The organism is Kitasatospora cineracea (assembly GCF_003751605.1).
In the GTDB taxonomy this organism is placed as follows: domain Bacteria; phylum Actinomycetota; class Actinomycetes; order Streptomycetales; family Streptomycetaceae; genus Kitasatospora; species Kitasatospora cineracea.
This window is the reverse complement of sequence record NZ_RJVJ01000001.1, coordinates 5,847,988-5,867,305: the sequence shown is the minus strand read 5'-3', so window position 1 is coordinate 5,867,305 and position 19,318 is coordinate 5,847,988. Positions and strand designations below refer to the sequence as shown.

At 68.2% G+C, this 19,318-nt stretch carries 20 protein-coding genes and 4 pseudogenes; 11 read left to right on the top strand and 13 right to left on the bottom strand.

Going from position 1 to position 19,318, the window contains the following annotated elements; genetic code table 11:
• From EDD39_RS26535 to EDD39_RS26525, 3 genes and pseudogenes are all read right to left on the bottom strand, one after another.
• Positions 1-354, bottom strand: a pseudogene (locus tag EDD39_RS26535) (hypothetical protein); the annotation flags it as partial.
• A gap of 46 nt (positions 355-400) precedes the next feature.
• Entirely contained in the window at positions 401-607 is a 207-nt protein-coding gene (locus EDD39_RS26530) for a hypothetical protein (RefSeq protein WP_123559990.1), read from the bottom strand.
• A 112-nt stretch (positions 608-719) separates the two neighbouring features.
• Positions 720-1,094 carry an STAS domain-containing protein gene (locus tag EDD39_RS26525; protein ID WP_123559988.1) on the bottom strand — a complete coding sequence of 125 codons (375 nt, stop codon included), beginning with the start codon at positions 1,092-1,094 and terminating at the stop codon, positions 720-722.
• A gap of 186 nt (positions 1,095-1,280) precedes the next feature.
• Between EDD39_RS26525 and EDD39_RS26520 the strand changes: the two are divergent.
• Positions 1,281-1,553: pseudogene (locus EDD39_RS26520) on the top strand (transposase); the annotation flags it as partial.
• Here EDD39_RS26520 and EDD39_RS26515 read toward each other — a convergent pair.
• From EDD39_RS26515 to EDD39_RS26505, 3 genes are all read right to left on the bottom strand, one after another.
• On the bottom strand, positions 1,545-2,984 hold the full coding sequence (locus tag EDD39_RS26515) for a DUF2079 domain-containing protein (protein ID WP_162870152.1): 1,440 nt from the start codon (positions 2,982-2,984) through the stop codon (positions 1,545-1,547). The pseudogene EDD39_RS26520 and the gene EDD39_RS26515 sit on opposite strands and share 9 nt — an antisense overlap.
• Before the next feature lie 111 nt (positions 2,985-3,095).
• On the bottom strand, positions 3,096-4,607 hold the full coding sequence (locus tag EDD39_RS26510) for a sensor histidine kinase (RefSeq protein ID WP_123559984.1): 1,512 nt from the start codon (positions 4,605-4,607) through the stop codon (positions 3,096-3,098).
• Positions 4,604-5,296 carry a response regulator transcription factor gene (locus tag EDD39_RS26505; RefSeq protein WP_123560915.1) on the bottom strand — a complete coding sequence of 231 codons (693 nt, stop codon included), beginning with the start codon at positions 5,294-5,296 and terminating at the stop codon, positions 4,604-4,606. The genes EDD39_RS26510 and EDD39_RS26505 overlap by 4 nt, the downstream gene beginning before the upstream one ends.
• Before the next feature lie 414 nt (positions 5,297-5,710).
• On the opposite strand from EDD39_RS26505, the gene EDD39_RS42240 reads away from it, so the two are divergent.
• A complete protein-coding gene (locus EDD39_RS42240) occupies positions 5,711-5,839 on the top strand; it encodes a hypothetical protein (protein ID WP_279638427.1) in 129 nt (42 codons plus the stop codon).
• A gap of 90 nt (positions 5,840-5,929) precedes the next feature.
• Here EDD39_RS42240 and EDD39_RS26495 read toward each other — a convergent pair.
• Positions 5,930-6,382, bottom strand: a pseudogene (locus tag EDD39_RS26495) (IS5 family transposase); the annotation flags it as partial.
• A gap of 240 nt (positions 6,383-6,622) precedes the next feature.
• On the opposite strand from EDD39_RS26495, the gene EDD39_RS26490 reads away from it, so the two are divergent.
• Complete coding sequence (locus tag EDD39_RS26490) at positions 6,623-7,825, top strand: IS110 family RNA-guided transposase (RefSeq protein WP_123559979.1); 1,203 nt, start codon at positions 6,623-6,625, stop codon at positions 7,823-7,825.
• 21 nt (positions 7,826-7,846) lie between these two features.
• Here EDD39_RS26490 and EDD39_RS26485 read toward each other — a convergent pair.
• Positions 7,847-8,188, bottom strand: a pseudogene (locus EDD39_RS26485) (transposase); the annotation flags it as partial.
• A 172-nt stretch (positions 8,189-8,360) separates the two neighbouring features.
• Here EDD39_RS26485 and EDD39_RS26480 point away from each other — a divergent pair.
• On the top strand, positions 8,361-8,738 hold the full coding sequence (locus EDD39_RS26480) for a hypothetical protein (RefSeq protein WP_123559977.1): 378 nt from the start codon (positions 8,361-8,363) through the stop codon (positions 8,736-8,738).
• A gap of 66 nt (positions 8,739-8,804) precedes the next feature.
• Here EDD39_RS26480 and EDD39_RS42235 read toward each other — a convergent pair whose 3' ends face one another.
• Positions 8,805-8,939 (bottom strand): hypothetical protein, encoded by a 135-nt coding sequence (locus tag EDD39_RS42235; protein WP_279638426.1) that lies wholly within the window; start codon positions 8,937-8,939, stop codon positions 8,805-8,807.
• A 389-nt stretch (positions 8,940-9,328) separates the two neighbouring features.
• On the opposite strand from EDD39_RS42235, the gene EDD39_RS26470 reads away from it, so the two are divergent.
• Positions 9,329-9,958, top strand: a complete 630-nt coding sequence (locus EDD39_RS26470) for an SMI1/KNR4 family protein (protein WP_123559975.1) — start codon at positions 9,329-9,331, stop codon at positions 9,956-9,958.
• 7 nt (positions 9,959-9,965) lie between these two features.
• Here EDD39_RS26470 and EDD39_RS26465 read toward each other — a convergent pair whose 3' ends face one another.
• Positions 9,966-10,853, bottom strand: a complete 888-nt coding sequence (locus EDD39_RS26465; protein ID WP_123559973.1) for an IS5 family transposase — start codon at positions 10,851-10,853, stop codon at positions 9,966-9,968.
• A gap of 477 nt (positions 10,854-11,330) precedes the next feature.
• Here EDD39_RS26465 and EDD39_RS26460 point away from each other — a divergent pair, with 477 nt between their 5' ends.
• From EDD39_RS26460 to EDD39_RS26450, 3 genes are all read left to right on the top strand, one after another.
• Positions 11,331-11,852, top strand: a complete 522-nt coding sequence (locus tag EDD39_RS26460) for a hypothetical protein (RefSeq protein ID WP_123559971.1) — start codon at positions 11,331-11,333, stop codon at positions 11,850-11,852.
• A gap of 61 nt (positions 11,853-11,913) precedes the next feature.
• Positions 11,914-12,480 (top strand): hypothetical protein, encoded by a 567-nt coding sequence (locus EDD39_RS26455; RefSeq protein ID WP_123559969.1) that lies wholly within the window; start codon positions 11,914-11,916, stop codon positions 12,478-12,480.
• Positions 12,467-13,678 carry an MAB_1171c family putative transporter gene (locus EDD39_RS26450; protein ID WP_123559967.1) on the top strand — a complete coding sequence of 404 codons (1,212 nt, stop codon included), beginning with the start codon at positions 12,467-12,469 and terminating at the stop codon, positions 13,676-13,678. Before EDD39_RS26455 ends, EDD39_RS26450 begins: the two co-directional genes overlap by 14 nt.
• 12 nt (positions 13,679-13,690) lie before the next feature.
• On the opposite strand, the gene EDD39_RS26445 is transcribed toward EDD39_RS26450, so the two are convergent.
• Both EDD39_RS26445 and EDD39_RS26440 read right to left on the bottom strand, forming a co-directional pair.
• Positions 13,691-14,986 (bottom strand): hypothetical protein, encoded by a 1,296-nt coding sequence (locus EDD39_RS26445; protein WP_123559965.1) that lies wholly within the window; start codon positions 14,984-14,986, stop codon positions 13,691-13,693.
• A gap of 98 nt (positions 14,987-15,084) precedes the next feature.
• Positions 15,085-16,395: a hypothetical protein gene (locus EDD39_RS26440; protein WP_123559963.1), complete on the bottom strand. Its 1,311-nt coding sequence runs from the start codon at positions 16,393-16,395 to the stop codon at positions 15,085-15,087.
• A gap of 600 nt (positions 16,396-16,995) precedes the next feature.
• Here EDD39_RS26440 and EDD39_RS26435 point away from each other — a divergent pair.
• Genes EDD39_RS26435 through EDD39_RS39850 form a run of 3 tightly spaced genes read left to right on the top strand, consistent with a single transcriptional unit; the run spans position 16,996 to position 18,174 of the window.
• Positions 16,996-17,355: a transposase gene (locus EDD39_RS26435; protein WP_162870151.1), complete on the top strand. Its 360-nt coding sequence runs from the start codon at positions 16,996-16,998 to the stop codon at positions 17,353-17,355.
• Positions 17,291-18,031 carry an IS3 family transposase gene (locus EDD39_RS26430; protein ID WP_123559959.1) on the top strand — a complete coding sequence of 247 codons (741 nt, stop codon included), beginning with the start codon at positions 17,291-17,293 and terminating at the stop codon, positions 18,029-18,031. The genes EDD39_RS26435 and EDD39_RS26430 overlap by 65 nt, the downstream gene beginning before the upstream one ends.
• On the top strand, positions 18,028-18,174 hold the full coding sequence (locus EDD39_RS39850; protein ID WP_162870150.1) for an IS3 family transposase: 147 nt from the start codon (positions 18,028-18,030) through the stop codon (positions 18,172-18,174). Before EDD39_RS26430 ends, EDD39_RS39850 begins: the two co-directional genes overlap by 4 nt.
• A 126-nt stretch (positions 18,175-18,300) precedes the next feature.
• Here the strand turns inward: EDD39_RS39850 and EDD39_RS26425 are convergent, their stop codons facing one another.
• Entirely contained in the window at positions 18,301-19,140 is an 840-nt protein-coding gene (locus EDD39_RS26425) for an IS5 family transposase (protein ID WP_123559957.1), read from the bottom strand.
• Positions 19,141-19,318: the final 178 nt, after the last annotated feature.

Below are 19,318 nucleotides of genomic sequence, written 5' to 3'. Positions count from 1 at the left end.
GGGTGCGGGCCGGCCGGTGGTGTCGGTGATCTGGTCGTGGGTCAGGTGGAGGATCCTTCCGAGGAGGAGCTCGTCGGCGAGTTCGCCCAGCGGCGGGTGGTTGCGGGTGATGCGGCGCTTGACCAGGGGCCAGGCGTAGGCGGTGACGCTGGGGCTGGCGAGGGCGTCGTGCCACTGGTCGGCGAGGTCGCCGAGCGCGTCGCGGACCGCGCCGTCGGCCTCGGCGTCGTCGCCCGTGGCCAGCAGCGCGACCAGGCGGTAGCGCTGCCATTGGAGTTCGCAGAAGGCGGTGAAGCCGACGGCGTCGGCGGTCGGCCGCCGTCCGGCGGCGTGCGCGGGGGCTGGCGCGGGCATGGTCTCTCCTTCCGGTGGCGGTGTTCGGGGCAGGGGCGGTGCGGGGTCAGCCGAGGGCGCCCAGCGGGATCCGGGTGGAGCTGGTCTTCGCGGCGTGGCTCCAGGTGGAGCGGGCGCGGGCCCAGAGCGCTTCGACCGCGGCCGGCTGGCCGCGCAGGACGATGACGACGTGGCGGACGGTGTGCCAGTCGGGGATGCGGCCGTCGTCGATCAGGCCGGCGACGTCGCGGGTGGCGATACGGCCGGTGGACATCTCGCAGATCGTCGAGGGGGCCGGACGGGCCGCCGGTGAGGGGGTGATGGAGGTCGTCAGGGCGGCGGGTGGGGGCAGGACCGTGGTTGGCGAGCGGACGGGGTGTCCCGGGTTACTGGGGAGTGTCCAGTTCGTGGTAGGCGAGGGCGGCGGGGACGGTGTCGGTGATGACGAACACCTGGTCGGTCTGGGTGACTTCGAGCAGCCGCCGGAACTGGGGGCCGGGGGCGGCCAGCACGAGGGGGACGCCGTGCCGGTTGCGCCGGGCCCGCAGGAGTTCGTTGAGGCCGCTGGAGTCGCAGAACAGCAGGTCGGACAGGTCCAGGACCAGCAGGGGCGGGCGGGCTGCGATCTCGTCGCTCAGCGCGCGGCGCAGGTGGGGGCTGGCGGCGTAGTCCAGTTCGCCGTGCAGGCGCAGGATGCGGGCGGGGGTGGGGGTGTGCAGGGAGGTGAGGTGGAACGTGGTGGTGGGGTCCTGCTCGGACACGCGGCCTCCTGGGTCAGGGGGAGGTCGCGGTCAGCCTGCCACAGGGCAGTGGGCGGAGATGATCACGGGTCAAGTATGGGGTGGGGGCCCTGCCATGACTGTTGCGCCGGGAATCGGGGCGAAGAGCGGTGACGGCTCCGGCCGGCAGTCGGGGCCGGTGACCGGGCGGGGCCCGAGTCGTTGGTCAGGCCGCGCAGGCTCTTCGCCGACCGCAGCTACGACTACGGCAAGTACCGCAGCATCCTCCAGCGCCGCGTCATCACCTCCAGGATCGCCCGGCGAGGTATCGCCCACGGCTCCGGGCTCGGCAAGACCCGTTGGGTCGTCGAACGAACCTTCGCCTGGCTGCACCAGTTCAAGCGCCTGCGAATCCGGTACGAGATACGCACTGACCTCCACCTGAGCCTGCTTCAACTCGTCTGCAGCATCTGCCTGAGAAAGCTCCGAATCTCATTCTGAAATGACCAGTAAAGCCACCCTGCGGTGCAGCACGACGTATCCGTCTCGGGCCGAGACCTCTTCATAGATGGACGCAAGACGACGAGTGAGCGCGGGTACCCATGACGGGTCTCCATATGTGGAGGTCTGTTCGTCGAGCACCACCCAGTCCGGTGTGAGGGGATGCCCGGTCGAGTCGGTGAATTCAGGGGTGAGCAGGTAGCCCGTGGTGTGGTCGACGAGGTGCGGGAGAAGGTAGGTGTCGGCGGCGACCGTCGCGCCGTCCGGGATCACGGCCAACGCCGTGTGCGCGGCGCGGCAGCGGGAACAGTCATCGTGTGAGGAGATGACGGTGGCGAGTGGCCCACAGGCAAGGGCAGCAGCCGTCATCCAGGCGATCAGTGCCCAGACTACGGGCTCGGCTCGGGAGCGGTGCCGTAGCGCATCTACGAGGGCGGCGAAGAGGGCCACCTCGATCAGCAGGTTGTAGTGGAAGCCCGGTCCCCAGTACGCGGGGTTGGTGTTCGCGGCTCGTGCGAGGAAGGGGATCAGGACGGCCCAAATCAGTGGGGAGCGTGCCCCGATAACTCCTGCGCCTGCCAGTAGAAGAACAAGAGTCCGTGACGCGGTGCCATCGGTAACCAGGCTGGTGCCGAGGCTGTGGGCGCCAGCCGTGAAGAACGTCCATGGGCCCTTGGCTTGCGGCGCGTAGGTGTAGCGATGCCAGTAGCTCAGGGACGGGATGACGATCGCAAGAACTATTGCGAGGCCGACTACTGCCCAGGCCGCCAGCCCGGCCGCCAGGGCGCGGCGTCCTCGTATGGCCAGGGCGATGGCGATGCCGAGCATGATGAAGGCGGAGTCCTCCTTGACCAGCAGGAGTCCGGCCGTGAGGGCGGCGCACTGGCGCCATCGGCCGAGTAGGTGGGCCCGAAGGGCGAGCGCCAGCAGGGGTGCCGCGAAGGCAATTTCGTGGAAGTCGAAGTCCACGGCGTTCTGGACGCCGACCGACGTTCCGAACGCCGCGGCGGCCGACAGTCCTCGCCACCGGCCGAGCGCGGTTGTCGCGATGTCGGCGATGATGACGACAGCCACCGCTACGAGCAGCGCCTGGATGCAGAGTAAGACCCGGGTGTCGGGCCAGATGCGGTAGAACGGGGCTGCGAGGGCGATGATGGGGTCGAAGTGATCACCGAATGCCAGGAAGCCGGGAGCTTTGAGATCCACTACCGGGGCCTGGCCTGCGGCGAGGTGTTTGACGGCCTGCCCGAAGATGGCGAGGTCCACGCCGGAGCCGAAGTGGTCGTAGCGGCGCAGTGACAGTGTCAGGTAGGCCAGCAGGAAGGCGCTGCCCAGGGCAGTTGCCGCACCTCGCCGGTTTCGGGGTGGGTGTGGGGGCCGGGCAGGGGCTGCGGCGGGGCGCGGGTGGGTGAGCGGTGTTCGCGTGGTCACCCAGGGCAGGCTGGTCGCGCGGCTTGTTCAGGTTGTCACCGCCGTGTGTGTGCGTGGTCGTGGTTGCGTATGCGGTTCCCGTGACGTGGACCGGTCCCGGAAACCGGCCTGTCATCGTTTCGGTACGGTCAGTGTGAACACGGCGCCCGGCTCGTTGGTGAGGGTCAGTGTGGCGTGGTGCAGCCGCGCGTTCTCCCGGGCGATCGCCAGTCCGAGCCCGTTGCTGGTGCTGCCCAGGCCGCCGTGGCCGGAAGCGCGTGCCGGATCGGCCCGTACGAAGCGATCGAAGACCCGTTCGTGCAGTTCCTCGGGTACGCCGGGCCCGGAGTCGGCGACACGGACGACAACGCTATCTTCCACCTCGTGGACCGTCACCTTGACCGGTGCGGCGCCGTGACATAGCGCGTTGGACACCAGGTTGGTGATGACGGTGTGCATCCGGCGCGGATCGACGTGGGCGCTGGTGTCGCCCGCGGTTCGGACGGTCACCGACTCCGGTGATTCACTGTGGGCGACGGCGTCGGCGACCAGGTCGGCGAGGTCGAGCGGCTGCAGGACCACGGTGGCCTCGCCCGCATCCATGTGCGAGATCTCCAGCAGATCCTCGGTCAGCGCGGCCAGCCGCCGCAGTTGGGGGGCGATCAGCGTCGCGGCGCTGTCTCTGGTGACGGGGTGCTCCAGCGCGGTCGCCGCTGCCAGGAGTGAGGCGGTGGGTGTGCGCAGCTCATGGCTCACGTCCGCGACGAACTGCCGCTGGCGTGCCTGGTGCCGGGTAAGTTGGTCGATCGTCTTGGCCAGGTGGTCGGCCATCTGGTTGAACGAGGAACTCAGATCGGAGAGTTCATCATGGCCGGACACTGGAAGGCGGGCTGTCAGGTCTCCAGCGCCGAGTGCGCGTGCGGCCGCGCTGGCGGCAGCGACGGGTCGTTGGACCCGGCCGGCGACGAGCCAGGCGAGCAGGGCGCCAGTCACCACCGTGGCCGCGGAGACCAGAAAGAGGCTGCGCAGATCGGCGCTCGCCTCATCGTCGACCGGTTGGAGCGAGTGGTACTCGACTGCTACGACGGGCGCGCCGGGGTACCGGTCGCTCGTTCCCTGACTGCCCACGACGGCACCGACGACCAGCCAGGGCTTGCCCGCGGGGTGTACGAGAACCAGGTCCCGCTCGTCCAACAGCAACGGGTGGTCGCCGGTCTTCAGGAACGCTCTGAGGGGGGTGGAGGAGATCTGCTCGACGCTCGCGTCGGACACGCTGGTGGCCTTGAGGCCGGGCCAGGTCTTCGGATCCTGGTCGGGGCCTGGCAGCTCGTTCGGGTCGGGGGCCGTGTACCCGGTGCCGCTCGGGTCCGGCTTCATGGCGTACACCACGTACGTGTTGAACTTTCGTACGGCAAGTGCTTCGTGGGCGCTGAGCAGGGCGTTCGGTTTGACCTGGGCCCGGATGGAGTTGGCCGCCGAGGTGAAGTCCGACAGCGCGCTGGACAGCACCCGAGCGCGGAAGTCCTGCTCGGCGCGCTCTCGCAGCGCGCGGTAGCTGAGCAGGGAAAGGAGCACCGAGGGCAGCAGCAGCGCGAGCAGCACTGTGACGGTGATACGGCCGCGCAGTCCGAGACGGCCGGTCACGGCAGGTCCAACCGGTAGCCGACCCCGCGCACGGTGGCGATCAACGAGGGCCGGGCCGGGTCGTCCTCGGTCTTCGCCCGCAGGCGCCAGACGCACGCATCAACGATGCGCGAGTCACCGAGATACCCGTAGTCCCAGACCCTGTCCAGAAGCACCTGCCGGGTCAGGACCTGCCCGGGGTGAAGGGCGAATTCCAGCAGCAGACGTAGCTCGGTCGGGGTCAGTTCCACGGGCGCACCGTACTTGGTGACGGTCATCGCGCGGGTGTCCACGCGTACCGACCCCAGGTCCACGACGCTCGCCTCGCCTTCCGGTTCGGCGGTCGGAGTCACTCGCCGGAGCACCGCTTTGATCCGGGCATCGAGGACCCGCGGCTCCACCGGTTTGGCGACGTAGTCGTCCGCCCCGCACTCCAGGCCGGCGACGATGTCGATCGGCTCCGAGCGGGCCGTGAGCATGATGACCGGGGTCTGGCCGAGCCTCCGGATCCCTCGACAGACCTCGAACCCGTCCATCTGCGGCATCATCACGTCCAGCACCACGCACTCGACGTCTCGGCCGGCCGCCAGCCTTTCCAGCGCTACAGGACCGTTCGGTGCGCCGAGGACCTCGTGTCCCAGGCTCGACAGCGCCAGACCCAGTGCCTCGCGGAGCCCGTCGTCATCCTCGACGAGCAGTACGCGCGCCATCCCCACCCCGCTTCACTCGGTAACCACCCGTGCAACGTGCCCGTGAAGTATGTGCGTCTCATATGGGCTCTGTCACCGCTGGGCAACGCCCGGGGACGCGGCTGTGATGCAGGTGCTGCAGACCCGGTGGCCTTGCGCTCGGCCAGGCTGGCAGGGCTGTTGCAAAGTCGGGTGATCTTGTAGGTCTGCTGCTCGGAAGCCTGGCCGTGAGCCGCGTGTCCAACGCAACGAAGCTCCGTTGGGGCAGGTGGCCTTCCCAAGTCGCTTACGGCTTCCGGAGTTTCGGTGCACCGCCAGCCTGCCGTGCCATGCCTCGTGAAGTCGCCCGCCCTGGAGGGATTGCCGGGGCTGTCGGTGGACGAACGGTTGATCAGGCTGCCGGACCCACGCCGCCGCGGACTGCACCGCCCGTTCGTGAGCATGCTGCTGACCGCCTCCTGCGCGGTGCCGGCCGGTATGCGCCCGTACACGACGATCGGCCAGTGGACCGCCGCCCCGCAGCGCACCCTGGCCAGACCCGGCACCCGATGCGTGGCTGCATAGGTGGATCGCGGTGCAGCGGGCTGGCTTCGGCGCCTGAACCGGGAGCAGCAGGCGCTGTCGGCCGGGATCGGGTCGGGGTTAGAAGTCATCTCATTTGGTGATTCTGCGGTGGCAGATGAGGGTGGCGGCGATGGTAGCGAAGGCTGCGAAGTGGGTGCCCTTGCGCTCGTAGCGGCGGTGGAGCCGGCGGAAGACGCCGAGCCAGGCGACGGTCCGCTCGATCACCCAGCGGTGCCGGCCGAGGCGGGTCGAGGACTCGATGCCACGGCGGGCGATGCGATGCGCGATCTGCCGGCGCCGCAGGTAGGAGCGGATGAAGCGGTGGTCGTAGGCTTTGTCGCCGTGCAGCTTGCCGGGCCGGCGCCGCCGGGGGCCGCGGCGGGAGCGGATCGGCGGGATCGCCTCGACGAGCGGGACCAGGGCCTGGCTGTCGTGCAGATCGGCCCCGGAGATCGCCAGGGAGATGGGCAGACCGGTACGTTCCGTGATCAAGTGGATCTTCGACCCGAACTTGCCCCGATCGACAGGATTCGGACCCGTCAGATCCCGTTACCTTCTTCGTGGCCCCGCAATGGGGTTCCCGGCCTCCCGGCCCGGCATGACTGAGATCCCTCGTCGAGCATGATCGAAAAGGTGGTGTCACCGGGCTCGGAGGCGTCGGCAGACCGCTGATGAGGGGCTTGAGCGCCGATCCCGCACCTGGGTGAGGCAGGCTCTCCGTAACGTGGATGCCGGCACGCCGATGCCGCAGGGCCGGGGAGAGCGAGACCTGGGGAGGGGCAGTTGACCAGCAGCGATGGCACAGACCTCTATCTCGGCCTGGACGTCGGCAAGGGCGAACATCATGCCACCGCGCTCACGCCGGCCGGCAAGAAGGTCTTCGACAAGGCACTGCCCAACAGCGAGCCCAGGCTGCGTGAGCTGTTCACGAAACTGCAGGCCAAGCACGGGACGATGCTGGTGGTGGTCGACCAGCCGGCCACCGTCGGAGCCCTTCCGCTGGCCGTCGCCCGCGACGCCGGCTGTCGCATCGCCTACCTGCCCGGCCTGACCATGCGCCGGATCGCCGACCTCTATCCGGGCGAGGCGAAGACCGACGCGCGCGACGCGCACGTCATCGCGGACGCCGCCCGCGCCATGCCGCACACCCTGCGCGACCTGGCGCCCAGCGACGAGACCGTTGCCGAATTGGAGATGATCGCCGGGTTCGACGACGACCTCGCCGGCGAGTCGACAAGGATCAAGAACCGGCTGCGCGGCCTGCTCACCCAGATCCACCCATCGCTCGAGCGCGTCCTGGGCCCACGACTCGACCACCCGGCCGTCCTCGCCCTGCTCGAACGCCACGGCTCCCCGGCCCAGTTGAGGAAGGCCGGGCGGCGGAGAGTGATCACGCTGCTGCGGCCCAAGGCCCCGCGGATGGCCGAGCGCCTGGTCGAAGACATCTTCACCGCCCTGGACGAGCAGAGTGTCGTCGTCCCCGGCACCGAGGCCGCCACCTTGATCGTCCCCAGCCTCGCCAGCTCACTCAGTTCCGTGCTCGAACAGCGCAAACTCCTCGCTGTGAGGATCGAGGAACTGCTGGAGGCCCACCCTCTTTCCCCGGTCCTGACCTCGATGCCCGGCATCGGGATCAGGACCGCCGCCCGAATCCTCGTCGACGTCGGCGACGCCCGCGCCTTCCCGACCTCCGGCCACCTGGCCGCCTACGCCGGCCTGGCACCCGTCACCCGAGCCTCCGGCTCCTCCATCCGCGGCGAGCACCCGTCCCGGCGCGGCAACAAGCAGCTCAAACGGGCCTTCTACCTGGCCGCGTTCGCGTCGCTGTCCCAGCCGGAGTCACGCACCTACTACGACCGGAAACGACGCGAAGGCAAGCACCACGTCGCCGCCCTCGTCGCACTCGCCCGACGCCGCATCGATGTGCTTTTCGCCATGCTCAGAGATGGCACCCTCTACCAACCCCCGGCCGCCACCGCCGCTTGACGAAAGCCATAGGGGCACCTTTTTCAGGGCCCGCATGTTCACCGAGTCGACCGCACACCGCGACCAGTCCGACTCGCCCCGCGCGCCGAGCTCGTCCAGGACCAGGCGGTAGAGCTTCGCCCAGACCCGAGCCGCGGCCCACTCGGCGAACCGGCGGTGCGCGGTCGGCCCGGACGGCCCGAAACATGGCGGGAGCTGAGCCCACGTGCACCCGGAGGTGGCCACGAACACGATCGCGGCCAGCACCTCCCGGTCCCCGTGCCGCCGACGGCCACCGCCCTGCGGCCGAGTCGGCGCCGCCGGCACCACCCGCTGGAACAACTCCCACAACTCGTCCGGCACCAAGCGCTCCACGATCGTCACGCGAGCAGCCTACAAGCCCAAATGAGATGACTTCTAATCGGACGATCTTGTGGTCGGGCGGGCTTCTCTGAACTTCACTGGTTCGGATTCGATGCGCCGACCGCCCTGCCTACACCCCCGATGGCCGTGAATCCCTTGGACTTTCCAGGCGAGGCTGTGATCCACTGCGCTCATGAGCCTGTCGGTAAATGTCTTTGTTGTTGGTGCAGATGGTGAAAGGCAGGTGCAGGAAGTCCCGGAGGGATCCTCGAACGCTGCGGGCTTCGAGAGCTGGCGCACTCGCGTTTGGGGCGCGGAGGTGGTGCGTGCACTCGGAGCGATCTTCTTTCCGGTCCTGGCCGATGCGGATCTGCAGGTCGAACCCGAGCAGGTCCCTGCGTTTCAGCGAGAGTGCCTCCTGCTCCGCGAGAACTTGGAGAGGATCGTTGCGAATACGGAACCAGTGCGAACGACCGACGAGCACAGGAGCGCGATCTCCGAACGATTGGCGATCATCGAGGATGCCGCCAGGCGAGCGAGCGCGATAGGAGGCGGAGTCCTCATCTGGTAACAGAGACGGGAGAAGAGAGCGGCCCCGCCCGAGGCGGGGCCGCTGGGTGCCGGTGGTGCACAGCCGTCAGTCCTGGCGTCCGGGCTCTCCCGTCTCCGGACGCGGTGATGGTGCGTCGTCGGTGAAGACGGGCATGCCGAGGTTGACCAGTTGCGGTCGTCCGTCGGTGGGGGTGTTCTTCAGGCTGTTGAGCTTGGCCATCGCGGCATCGAAGCTGACTTGGAGGCCTTCGACTTCGCCGAGCCAGCCATTGGCGCAGGCCTCGCGGATTCGTTCGTCGCAGAACAGCCCTGATGCAAGCCCTGAGCAGCCGCTTCGACGCCCCGCCGGCAGCACGACCGAGCCGACGCGGCATCATGTCACCGCAGCGACATCAGCCAGGGAGAACGAGAAGTACTCAACCGCCTACTGCTGAACATGCTCACCTGTCGGCTTCGGAAGGATCCCTCTCAGACCGCGTTTGAGATCTGCCGTGAGTCGGGCTTGAACGATGCCTGGCCTGTCGTGATCAGCACGTAAGGTACGGCCCGTGGCTGGGCATCGAGTTGATGCCGGGGGGTGTACAGCCTTTACGGCGGGGAGTGGCAGAGATGGGCGAGCCCACCTTCACGAATGAGATGGCGACAGGCGGGAGCGGCGGTGGCGATGCTGTCGTCGAGCTGTCACATCGCCTGTCATGCATCGGGCCGACGCGTGGGGATATCGTGGACTGGAAGGCTGTCGAGGCAGCGCATGGGAAACAACTCCCGTCGGACTATCGACAGTTCATCGACACCTTCGGGCGTGGCTCGATCGAGCAGCAGTGGGTGGATATCTGCGGTCCGGCCAGCGGCAGCGCCGAATGGGAGGGCATGCGGGTGGACACCCTTCATCCAGCGATGCTGCGGGGCACCGCGGATGACTGGAACCTGCCCGAGCAGAAGGGCCTCTACCGCGTGGAGGACATGCTCGTCTGGGGCATCACGGAAGCAGACGTCCTCACCTGGGTTGCCGTCGGCCCGGATCCGGACCGCTGGCCGGTTGCCGTCTGGGCCCGGCAGCACTCGGCTTGGACGGTGTACCCCGTTGGGATGGCGGAGTTCCTGGTTCGGCTCCTGCGCGACGAGTTCGAGGAGTGGCCACTGAGTGACGTCAGCTTCAGAGGGGCCGGCACTGCGCGGTTCCTGCACGAGGACGACGAGGACCCCGACGCGGACCTGGGAAGCAGCCCCTGCAACTGATCTGGGTCTATACCGGCGTTCGGGCAGAGTGCCAGTCGGCAGCCTGCGGCAGCGGGCGCAAACCCTGTCGCGCTGCCGGGCGGCCTCGGGTGAGTCGGCGGACCATGATGCCGATCATCGCCCAGCGGATCATCGTCTCGGAGCGGGCGGGGCTGGTCTCGTAGTCCCGGGCGAGGCACCGGTGGGCGGTGAGCCACGAGAAGGTCCGCTCTACCGCCCACCGCTTGGGCTGAACCTGGAAGCCGCGCTGGCCGGGGCTCTTGCGGACGATCTTCAGGTCGCGGCCGAGGATCGTGGCCGCCCAGTCGACCAAGCGGCCGGCGAAGCCCTGGTCGGCCCAGACTTTCTTGACGCTGGGGTGGTCGAGCCTGGTCCACAGCAAGGGCCGCTTCGCGCCGTCGCGGTCCTGGATGCTTGCCGCGACGACGTGGACGGCCAAGAGCAGGCCGAGGGTGTCGGTGACGATGAACCGCTTGCGGCCCTTGATTTTCTTGCCGGCGTCGAAGCCCCTGGTGGCCGCGGGGACGGTGTCAGCGGTGCGGACGGACTGCGAGTCGATCAGCCCGGCGCTCGGCTCCGCGTGTCCCGCGTCGCGGCCGTCGGCCTCACGGACCTTGCCGCGCAGGGCGTCGTGGATGCGCTCGACGGTGCCGTCGTCGTGCCACCAGGTGAAGTACCAGTACACCGTCGGCCACGGGGCGAAGTCCTTCGGGAGTTGCCGCCAGGCACACCCGGTGCGGACCACGTAGAAGATCGCGTCCACGATCCGCCGCCGCGGATGCTTCTCCCGCCGACCACCCTTCCACCCCACCCGCGCCGGCGGCAGCAATGGCTCCACGAACGCCCACTGCTCGTCCGTCAGGTCCGACGGATACCCACCCCCAACGCCGCTCACACAGAGCTCAACGATCCCTTCAGCAACGGGACACGGCAGATCTCAAACACGGTCTCAGAGCCTGTCAGGCGCGCGCCTCCCTGACCAGAACCACTGCCCGGAACGAGGGACCGGCCCGCACCCGACGGTGGCTCTTCCCGCCGGGGTGGCACACCCTCACCTGCGCGCGGCCCGATGCACCGGTCGCGAGGGCGAAGCTGTGGCTCGGCACCGGTGCCGGCGCCGAGTTCGGCCAAGGCGTCGGGGTGGAAGCTGCCCCGTGCCGCCAGAGATGCCGCACGCCGGGTGGGTTCCACTGTCTCATCTGACGCCGCGCGGCCCGCACCCACCCTGGTGCGGAGCCAGCGGCGTGCGGGGACCCGAGGGGTGGGTACCGGAGTGACGTCAGCCACCCGGGGAAACGGCCGTAGCGCAGGGCGCTCGGGACAGTCGACAATATGGTGGTCACTGCCAGGCGCGCGAAGGGACGGGGCACGGATGAGCGAGCGGGAGGGGGCAGCAGCGGAAGAGGAGAACAGGCACGATCCTGAAGCGGAGCGGCTCGGGCAGCGGCTCGAGTATCTGTTCGCGTACGTGCAGCCGTTCGGTCGACGCTACACCCTGAACGAGGTGGTGGACGGTATTCGAGCAGCGGCGAAGCCCGGGGACCCGACGCTCTCAACCGGGCGTCTGTGGGCACTTGTCAAGGGTCGGGCTGGCAATCCCACAATCGGCACACTACGGGCACTAGGCGACTTCTTCGGCGTCCCGCAGGCCTACTTCATCGATGACGAGGTGGCCGACCGGGTGGCGGCGCAGCTCGCGCTGATCGCCGCGATGCGGGCCAATGACGTCCGATCGGTGGCACTTCGCGCTGCGGCCGTGGCGACCATGTCGACGCACGGCGTGGACACCGTGCGGTTGTTGATCGAACGGAGCGGGCTGATCGGGAAAGAGTCCCCGGGGGCGCCTTCGCAGGCGGAAGCGCCGGGCTCCCCGTACGAACAGCCGTCCGTCTAGACTCCTCTGGGGCACGCGTGACCGACTGTTCACGCGGCGGGGGTCGAACACGGGGGCGGGTGTGGAGCAAAGGGAGTGGCGGCGGTTCAGTGCGCGCTGTCACGAGCTGATCGGGCAGCTGGATGCCCCGAGACCCTTCACGATCGAGAGCCTGGCCGAGGCAGTGGCCCGGCAACGCCGGCGGTGCCTGCGGCTGATACCGCTCTCCGGGCGGGACACTGGCCGTTCGGGGGTCTGCGGGGTGTGGATCGCCTTCGCCGATGTGGACCACGTCTACTACGCCAGCGGCACCAGCCCGGCCCACCAGACCCACATCATCCTCCACGAGCTCGCGCACATTCTGCTCGACCATCACCAGCACGGTGAGCCTGACGACGAATGGCTGCGGCGGCTCTTCCCGGACCTGGACCCGGCGATGGCCGCCCGGTTGCTGACGCGGGGACGCACTCGGGCGACGACCAGTCAGGAGCAGGAGACCGAACTGCTCGCCTCGTTGATGTGGCAATACTTCGCGACCACTCCGGCCGCGTCGCCACATGCGTCGCGCGAGAGCGCAGACACACTCAGCCTGGTGATGGCGACCTTCTCGGCCGCCTACGAGTGGGAGCACACGGATGCGACCGATTGATCTGGCGCTCTTGCCGGTGGTCTGGATACCCACGTTGTGGAGTCTGCGAAAGCTGCGGGACGCGCCGAGGCGTACCCGCGTGCTGTGGGGTGTGTGGGCCAGTTGGGCGGTGTCGATGACGGTCGGGGTCCCCTGGATCCGCCGGGCGATCGACGCTGCGACCGGGATCGCCAGCGGCACCAACCTGTTGGTCCAGCTATCCGGGCTGGCCGCCATCGCGCTCATGGTGGAATTCGTCAGGGCGATGACGGGACGTTCGCAAGACCGGACTTCGAGACTCAATCTGGCGGGGTTGGCGTTCGCCGCAGCCGCCCTCACCGCTGCCTTTTCCGTGATGCCGCGACCGGACGGAGATGTCGACCTTCTGACATATAGCGACCGATCATGGGCTGGCTATCTGTATTGGATGGTACTCACCGCTTACACCGCGGTTGGCTTGACCGCCTCGGCAGTCCTGTGCTGGGTCCACGGTCGACACGCAACGCCCGGACCAGTGCGCACCTCACTGTGGCTGATGCGGGCCTCATCCGTGACTGGCGTGGTGTACTTGGCCCATCGCGCTTACTACCTGACGGTGCGTCAGATGCGTTGGAGCATCGGCGAACCGGCGGCGGTGGCAGGTACGACGCAGGTTCTGTTGGCGTTCACCATGTTGCTGTTCGCCGTGGCGGTGATCTGGCCTTCCGCGGCGGAGCACAGGGAGAAGACCACGGCCGCGCGACACGTCCGGCGCCTCAAACCCCTCTGGCAGCTACTCCAGCAGGCAACACCCGAGGTGGCGTTGCCACTGCCCGAGGAAGTGCGGCGGCACAACCCCCGGTTGCGGCTCTACCGGCAGGTGATCGAGATCAGGGACAGCATGCTCGCCCTGGAGTGTCATCTCGGCCCGGCCCATGCAATGGCCGCTGAGGAGGAGCTGCGCGTGGTTGGCCTGTCCGGCGAGCGGCTGACCGTCGCTGTGGAGGCGGCGCTGCTGACGTATGCCGTCGCAGCCGAACTGTCGGGGAGCGAAATCCAGTCCAGCGAGCGGTGCCGGTTGAGGGCGGACGGCCTGGACTTGGATGCTGAGATCGCGTGGTTCGCGGAGGTCGCCGCAAAGGTCGGTGCACCGGAGGTGGATGCCGCAGCCGAGCGCCTGAGGAAGTCCTCGCCCGGCGCTCACGTGGGGGAGGTATCGGGCGAGGACCTCATCGGCTGACCGTACGGCCCGTTACCTTGGCTGGCCCCAGTCGAGGACGGTGAGGGAGCCGTCGTCGTTGCGGAGGTGGAACTGGCCGGTGGAGGGGCGCCAGATGCCGATGTTCCCGGCGGGGGTGCCGTTGCCGCCGTCGAAGTTGGCGGAGACGGGGAGATCTCCTGCCTGGCCCCAGTCGAGGATCTTGAGGCTGCCGTCGTCCATACGCAGATGGAACTGACCGGTCGAAGGACGGAAGACGCCGACGTTGTCGGGGCCCGCACCGTCCCAGTTGCCGGAGACGGGGATGTCGCCCGCCTGCCCCCAATCGAGGATCTTGAGGCTGCCGTCGTCCATACGCAGATGGAACTGACCGGTCGAAGGACGGAAAACGCCGACGTTCCCAGCCGGACTGCCATTGCCCGCGTCCCAGTTCCCGGCAACGGGGAGATCTCCCGCCTGGCCCCAGTCGAGGATCTTGAGGGAGCCGTCGTCCATACGCAGATGGAACTGACCGGTCGAAGGACGGAAGACGCCGACGTTGTCGGGGCCCGCACCGTCCCAGTTCGCGGAGACAGGGATGTCGCCCGCCTGCCCCCAATCGAGGATCTTGAGGGAGCCGTCGTCCATACGCAGATGGAACTGACCGGTCGAAGGACGGAAAACGCCGACGTTCCCAGCCGGACTGCCATTGCCCGCGTCCCAGTTCCCGGCCACCGGCTCGTCACCAGTCGTGGTGTCGGCAAGGACCGCGTTGACGATCTGTTCGGCGTCCTGAGCCTGTTCCTGGTACCGAGTAGGGTAGGCGGATATCTGGACGGCCTGGCAGACGTCGCCGACCGGCCTGGTCTGCCAGTTGCTCACCTTGAGCATCTGACTAAGGAAGGCGTTGGTCGACCAAGTCGGGTCCATCCGCTGGTCGAAGGACCCCCAGCTGTCGCGTTGCTGGAAGAGGCCGACACTGTCCAGGTCACCGCCGGGGATGTTTCGCAGGGTGGTCTCGACGATGGAGGTGGTGACGGCGATGACAGCGGCCCGATGGGACAAGCCACGGGCTTGTACGGCATTGATGATCGCACGGGCGCAGGACACCCGGTAAGCGGTCAGGTAATTGTTGAGCGAGCCGGTGAGCGCGGCACTGAGCCGCGTGGCGATGGCGTTGTCACTGCCGCTGACAGATCCGCAGGAGTAGTCGGCCAGGAGGGTCACCGCAGCCGGGTCGGAAAGATCGGTCCCCTCGGCATGGACAGCCGGTGCGGTGGCGAGGATAGCGGAGGCCAGCGCGGTGGCGACGGCTAGGGCTGTGAGGCGAGGTCGCGCGATGCGGTTCATGCTATGGATGTCCCTGATTCAGTTCGAAGATGGGCCGATGCTGGGTCGTCTGCCGCGAGTACCGGGGTGCGGCGGTCCACCGCACCCCGGAGAAGTCGTTACCTTGGCTGGCCCCAGTCGAGGACGGTGAGGGAGCCGTCGTCGTTGCGGAGGTGGAACTGGCCGGTGGAGGGGCGCCAGATGCCGATGTTCCCGGCGGGGGTGCCGTTGCCGCCGTCGAAGTTGGCGGAGACGGGGAGATCTCCTGCCTGGCCCCAGTCGAGGATCTTGAGGCTGCCGTCGTCCATACGCAGATGGAACTGACCGGTCGAAGGACGGAAGACGCCGACGTTGTCGGGGCCCGCACCGTCCCAGTTGCCGGAGACGGGGATGTCGCCCGCCTGCCCCCAATCGAGGATCTTGAGGGAGCCGTCGTCCATACGCAGATGGAACTGACCGGTCGAAGGACGGAAAACGCCGACGTTCCCAGCCGGACTGCCATTGCCCGCGTCCCAGTTCCCGGCAACGGGGAGATCTCCCGCCTGGCCCCAGTCGAGGATCTTGAGGGAGCCGTCGTCCATACGCAGATGGAACTGACCGGTCGAAGGACGGAAGACGCCGACGTTGTCGGGGCCCGCACCGTCCCAGTTCGCGGAGACAGGGATGTCGCCCGCCTGCCCCCAATCGAGGATCTTGAGGGAGCCGTCGTCCATACGCAGATGGAACTGACCGGTCGAAGGACGGAAAACGCCGACGTTCCCAGCCGGACTGCCATTGCCCGCGTCCCAGTTCCCGGCCACCGGCTCGTCACCAGTCGTGGTCACATCATCGACGATGCTGTTGTTGCGGACCGGCTTGAAGGTGCCGTGGCCCGAGAAGTACGGGTACGGGATGGCCCGGTGTTGCACGCCCGAGCCGGTGAACTCGTAGGCATCGTAGGAAGACTGCGAGGAGTCCGTCCAGCCAGCGAAGATGACGATGTGCCCCAAGGCCCCAGCCGCGTCGTTGAGCAGGGCGTCGCCGGGCTTCAGTTCCGCCTTGCTGATCCAGGACGCGACACCGCTCGGAACGAAGCTGGTGGTGTCAAGCCCGGGAGTGCCGAGGTGCCAGGCCATCGAGGCGTAGCCGGAGCAGTCCGTGCGGTATCCCTGGTAAGTGTTGTCCCAGCTGTACTCGAGGCCGAGACCGACCCACGATGCGGCGCGGTTGATCACTTCGTTCCGGCTGATCTGAGTGCCGGCGGCCAGCTGAGAGGGGGCGACGGACCGACCTTGGCCAGCTCCGCCCTTGTCCTCGGCGGCGATGGCGGCTGCGGACGGCGGTGCGGCCGAATCGGCGGCGAAGGCCGGCGCAGCAGCGAGTATGCCGGCGACGAGGCCGGCGGCGGCTGTGACGGCCAGGGCACGGGAGAAGACGTGCGTAGTCGACATGAGAGATCCAGCCCTTGGACGGTGGATGGGTGAAATGCGCAGGACCCGCCGTTCGGCGGGCTGTCCATAGCCCGGTCCGATGGTGCGCACAAGAAGTCGGCCGCCGGACCTGACGGTTGGTCACGCAGACCGATCATTCACTCGACACTCAAAGACAGTCAATCTTTAGTGAAAATGATCAACTGGCGGCGTGGCTTGTTTCAACGGCACCCCCCGGCTGATTTTGGCGATTTATCCTCACAAACCGACAGTAACCGCAGCTGTCCTGCGGGCCGGGTGCGGCTGTCTTATGGCTGAAACTTTTTCAGTTTGCAGATACTAGGGCTCGAGTGCGTCGGCGAAGGTATGCCAGCCGCAGCGGCCGAAGCGATACCAGACCGGGGCGTCGGCCCCGTGGCGGCGCAGCAGCGGCAGGGTGGTGGCCACGACGGGCAGGGCGCGGTGGTGGTCGCGGGCGTGGACGGCGTCGCCGCCGTACGCGGGCGCGTGCCAGATGTCCTCGGAGGCGGATTCAACCTCGGTCTGGGCTTGATCCGGTTTGACGGATACTCCTGATCAGGGGCTTCGGCCCCGAGAAGGATGTTGTCCACCATGGGGAGCATGGGGAAGAAGAAACCGCGTCCTCGCTGTTCGTTCACGCCGGAGTTCAAGGCCGGGATCGTCGAGCTGTGTCGGCGTGGGGACCGTTCGGTCGGTCAGGTCGCCAAGGACTTCGACGTGACCGAGACCGCGGTCCGGCTGTGGGTGAACCAGGCCGAGGTCGGCACCGGCGTACGCGCGGGCCTGGCCAGCGACGAGCGCGAGGAACTGGCCCGGCTGCGGCGGGAGAACCGCAGGCTGCGCGAGGACGTGGACATCCTCAAGCGGGCCACGGCTTTCTTCGCGGAGGAGACCGGTGACGGTGCACCCGTTCATCGAGGCGGAGAAGCGTGCGAGTCACAGCGTCAAGCAGGCGTGTGAACTGCTGAAGGTCTCCCGAGCCGCCTTCTACGCCCGCCGAACTGCCGCCCCCGGCCCGGGCCCCGGCCCCGGCACGGTCCGCGACGCCGAGCCGACCGAGAAGATCACCCAGGTCCATGCCGCCTCGCGCGGCAGCTACGGCTCTCCGCGCGTCCACGCCGCGCTCCGGCGTGACGGTGACCGGTGCGGCCGACACCGCATCGCCCGGCTGATGTGCCAGGCCGGGCTGGAGGGCCGTCACCGCCGGCGGCGTCACCGCACCACGGTCCCGGACCCGCGAGCTGCTGTTCGGCCGGACCTGGTGCTGCGGAACTTCCGACCCGATGCGGCCGCCCCCGATGCGCGCTGGTGCGGCGACATCACCTACGTTCCAGCTGGGGAGGGCCGGCTCTACCTGGCCACCGTCATCGACATCGCCTCCCGCCGCGTCGTCGGTTGGGCCACCGCCGACCACCTGCGGACCGAGCTGATCGCCGATGCGCTGCGGGCCGCTTGCCGATCCCGCCGCCCGACCGGCCCGGTGGTGTTCCACTCGGATCGCGGCTGTCAGTACACGAGTCGTGAATTCGCCGGTCTTGCAAGGGATTTCGGCATCCGGCTCCCGGCCGGTCGCACCGGCCGGTGTTGGGACAACGCGCTCGCGGAGTCGTTCTTCGCCACACTGAACGGGAGTTGATCGGCGACCGGCCGTGGCCGCGCCGCGCAGCGGCCAGAACGGCGATCTTCGAGTGGATCGAGGGCCGGTACAACATCCGCAGACTGCACAGCAGCCTCGGCCACCGCAGTCCCGCCGAGTACGAGACCGTCCTCGCAGCCTGACCACCACACCAATGGCGTCCGTCAAAGCGGAGCAAGCTCACCAGTCCCCAGGCTGATGCGGCGGTCCTCATGCCTCCAATACCCCCTGCCACGTCTTACTGGGCGTTTCATCCCAGCGCTCAGAGCTCATGTTCCGCGCCAGGTCGGGGTTGATTCGCCGGTGAGTCGGCGGGTCATGAGACTGATCATCGCGACGTGGACCATGGCTTCGGAGCGGGCCGGGAGGGCTTCGTAGTCGCGGGCGAGACGGCGGTGGTGCATGAGCCAGCCAAAGGTCCTTTCTACGACCCATCTGCGGGGCTGGACGACGAATCCCCTGGTGGCGGGGTCGCGGCGGACAATCTCGACGTCAATGCCGAGGGTGGCGCCGTGTTCGACGACGGCGTTCTTGTAGCCCATGTCGGTCCAGGCCTTGTGGACGGCGGGGTGCTCGGTGGCGACCGCGGTCAGCAACTGCTTGCCGGCGGCGCCGTCCTGCACACTCGCGGCGGTGACCAGGACCATCAGCAGCAGGCCGATCGTGTCGGTGACGATGTTGCGCTTCCTGCCGACGATCTTCTTGCCGACGTCGACGCCCTGCGAGGAGGCGGGGACGTTTGTGGAGGTCTTCACGCTCTGTGAGTCGATGATGCAGGCCGTCGGCTCAAGACCGCGGCCCTCGGCAGTGCGGACCAGACGCCTCAACAGCCCGTTGAGCTGCTCGAACACGCCTTCCTTCTGCCATCGGGCGAAGTAGGCGTAGACGGTCTCCCACGGCGGGTAGTCGTGCGGGAGGTAGCGCCAGGGGATGCCGGTGCGGTCGACGTAGAGGATCGCGTCCAGGAGGTCGCGCAGTTCGTGCTCGGGAGGCCGGCCGAACGCGAGGGCCCGCTCGGTGCGGGCCCGACGCCAGGCGGTGAGGGTGGGTTCGACCAAGGCCCAGCGGGCGTCGGACAGGTCACTCGGATACGGTCGACGATCCGTCATGACAACGGCATACTGCGGGATTGCCCCGCTGCCCAGGACTCGCGGTGCCCGGGGGACAGAAGCGGACGGGCTCGGCTTCCTGGAACGAGACAGGAGCAACCGCACAGTTCCGGCGGACATAGATGTAACAGCGACACTCCTGTCACCAGGACCCCGAGCGTCACCGAACGTCAGCAGC

What these genes read in the sequence shown, in the direction of transcription:
- EDD39_RS26505 (WP_123560915.1), bottom strand. Translation starts at nt 5,296, where the DNA reads ATGGCGCGCGTACTGCTCGTCGAGGATGACGACGGGCTCCGCGAGGCA.
- EDD39_RS26425 (WP_123559957.1), bottom strand. Translation starts at nt 19,140, where the DNA reads ATGACGGATCGTCGACCGTATCCGAGTGACCTGTCCGACGCCCGCTGG.
- EDD39_RS26470 (WP_123559975.1), top strand. Translation starts at nt 9,329, where the DNA reads ATGGGCGAGCCCACCTTCACGAATGAGATGGCGACAGGCGGGAGCGGC.
- EDD39_RS26445 (WP_123559965.1), bottom strand. Translation starts at nt 14,986, where the DNA reads ATGAACCGCATCGCGCGACCTCGCCTCACAGCCCTAGCCGTCGCCACC.
- EDD39_RS26435 (WP_162870151.1), top strand. Translation starts at nt 16,996, where the DNA reads ATGGGGAAGAAGAAACCGCGTCCTCGCTGTTCGTTCACGCCGGAGTTC.
- EDD39_RS26450 (WP_123559967.1), top strand. Translation starts at nt 12,467, where the DNA reads ATGCGACCGATTGATCTGGCGCTCTTGCCGGTGGTCTGGATACCCACG.
- EDD39_RS26530 (WP_123559990.1), bottom strand. Translation starts at nt 607, where the DNA reads ATGTCCACCGGCCGTATCGCCACCCGCGACGTCGCCGGCCTGATCGAC.
- EDD39_RS26440 (WP_123559963.1), bottom strand. Translation starts at nt 16,395, where the DNA reads ATGTCGACTACGCACGTCTTCTCCCGTGCCCTGGCCGTCACAGCCGCC.
- EDD39_RS26460 (WP_123559971.1), top strand. Translation starts at nt 11,331, where the DNA reads ATGAGCGAGCGGGAGGGGGCAGCAGCGGAAGAGGAGAACAGGCACGAT.
- EDD39_RS26480 (WP_123559977.1), top strand. Translation starts at nt 8,361, where the DNA reads ATGAGCCTGTCGGTAAATGTCTTTGTTGTTGGTGCAGATGGTGAAAGG.
- EDD39_RS42235 (WP_279638426.1), bottom strand. Translation starts at nt 8,939, where the DNA reads ATGGCCAAGCTCAACAGCCTGAAGAACACCCCCACCGACGGACGACCG.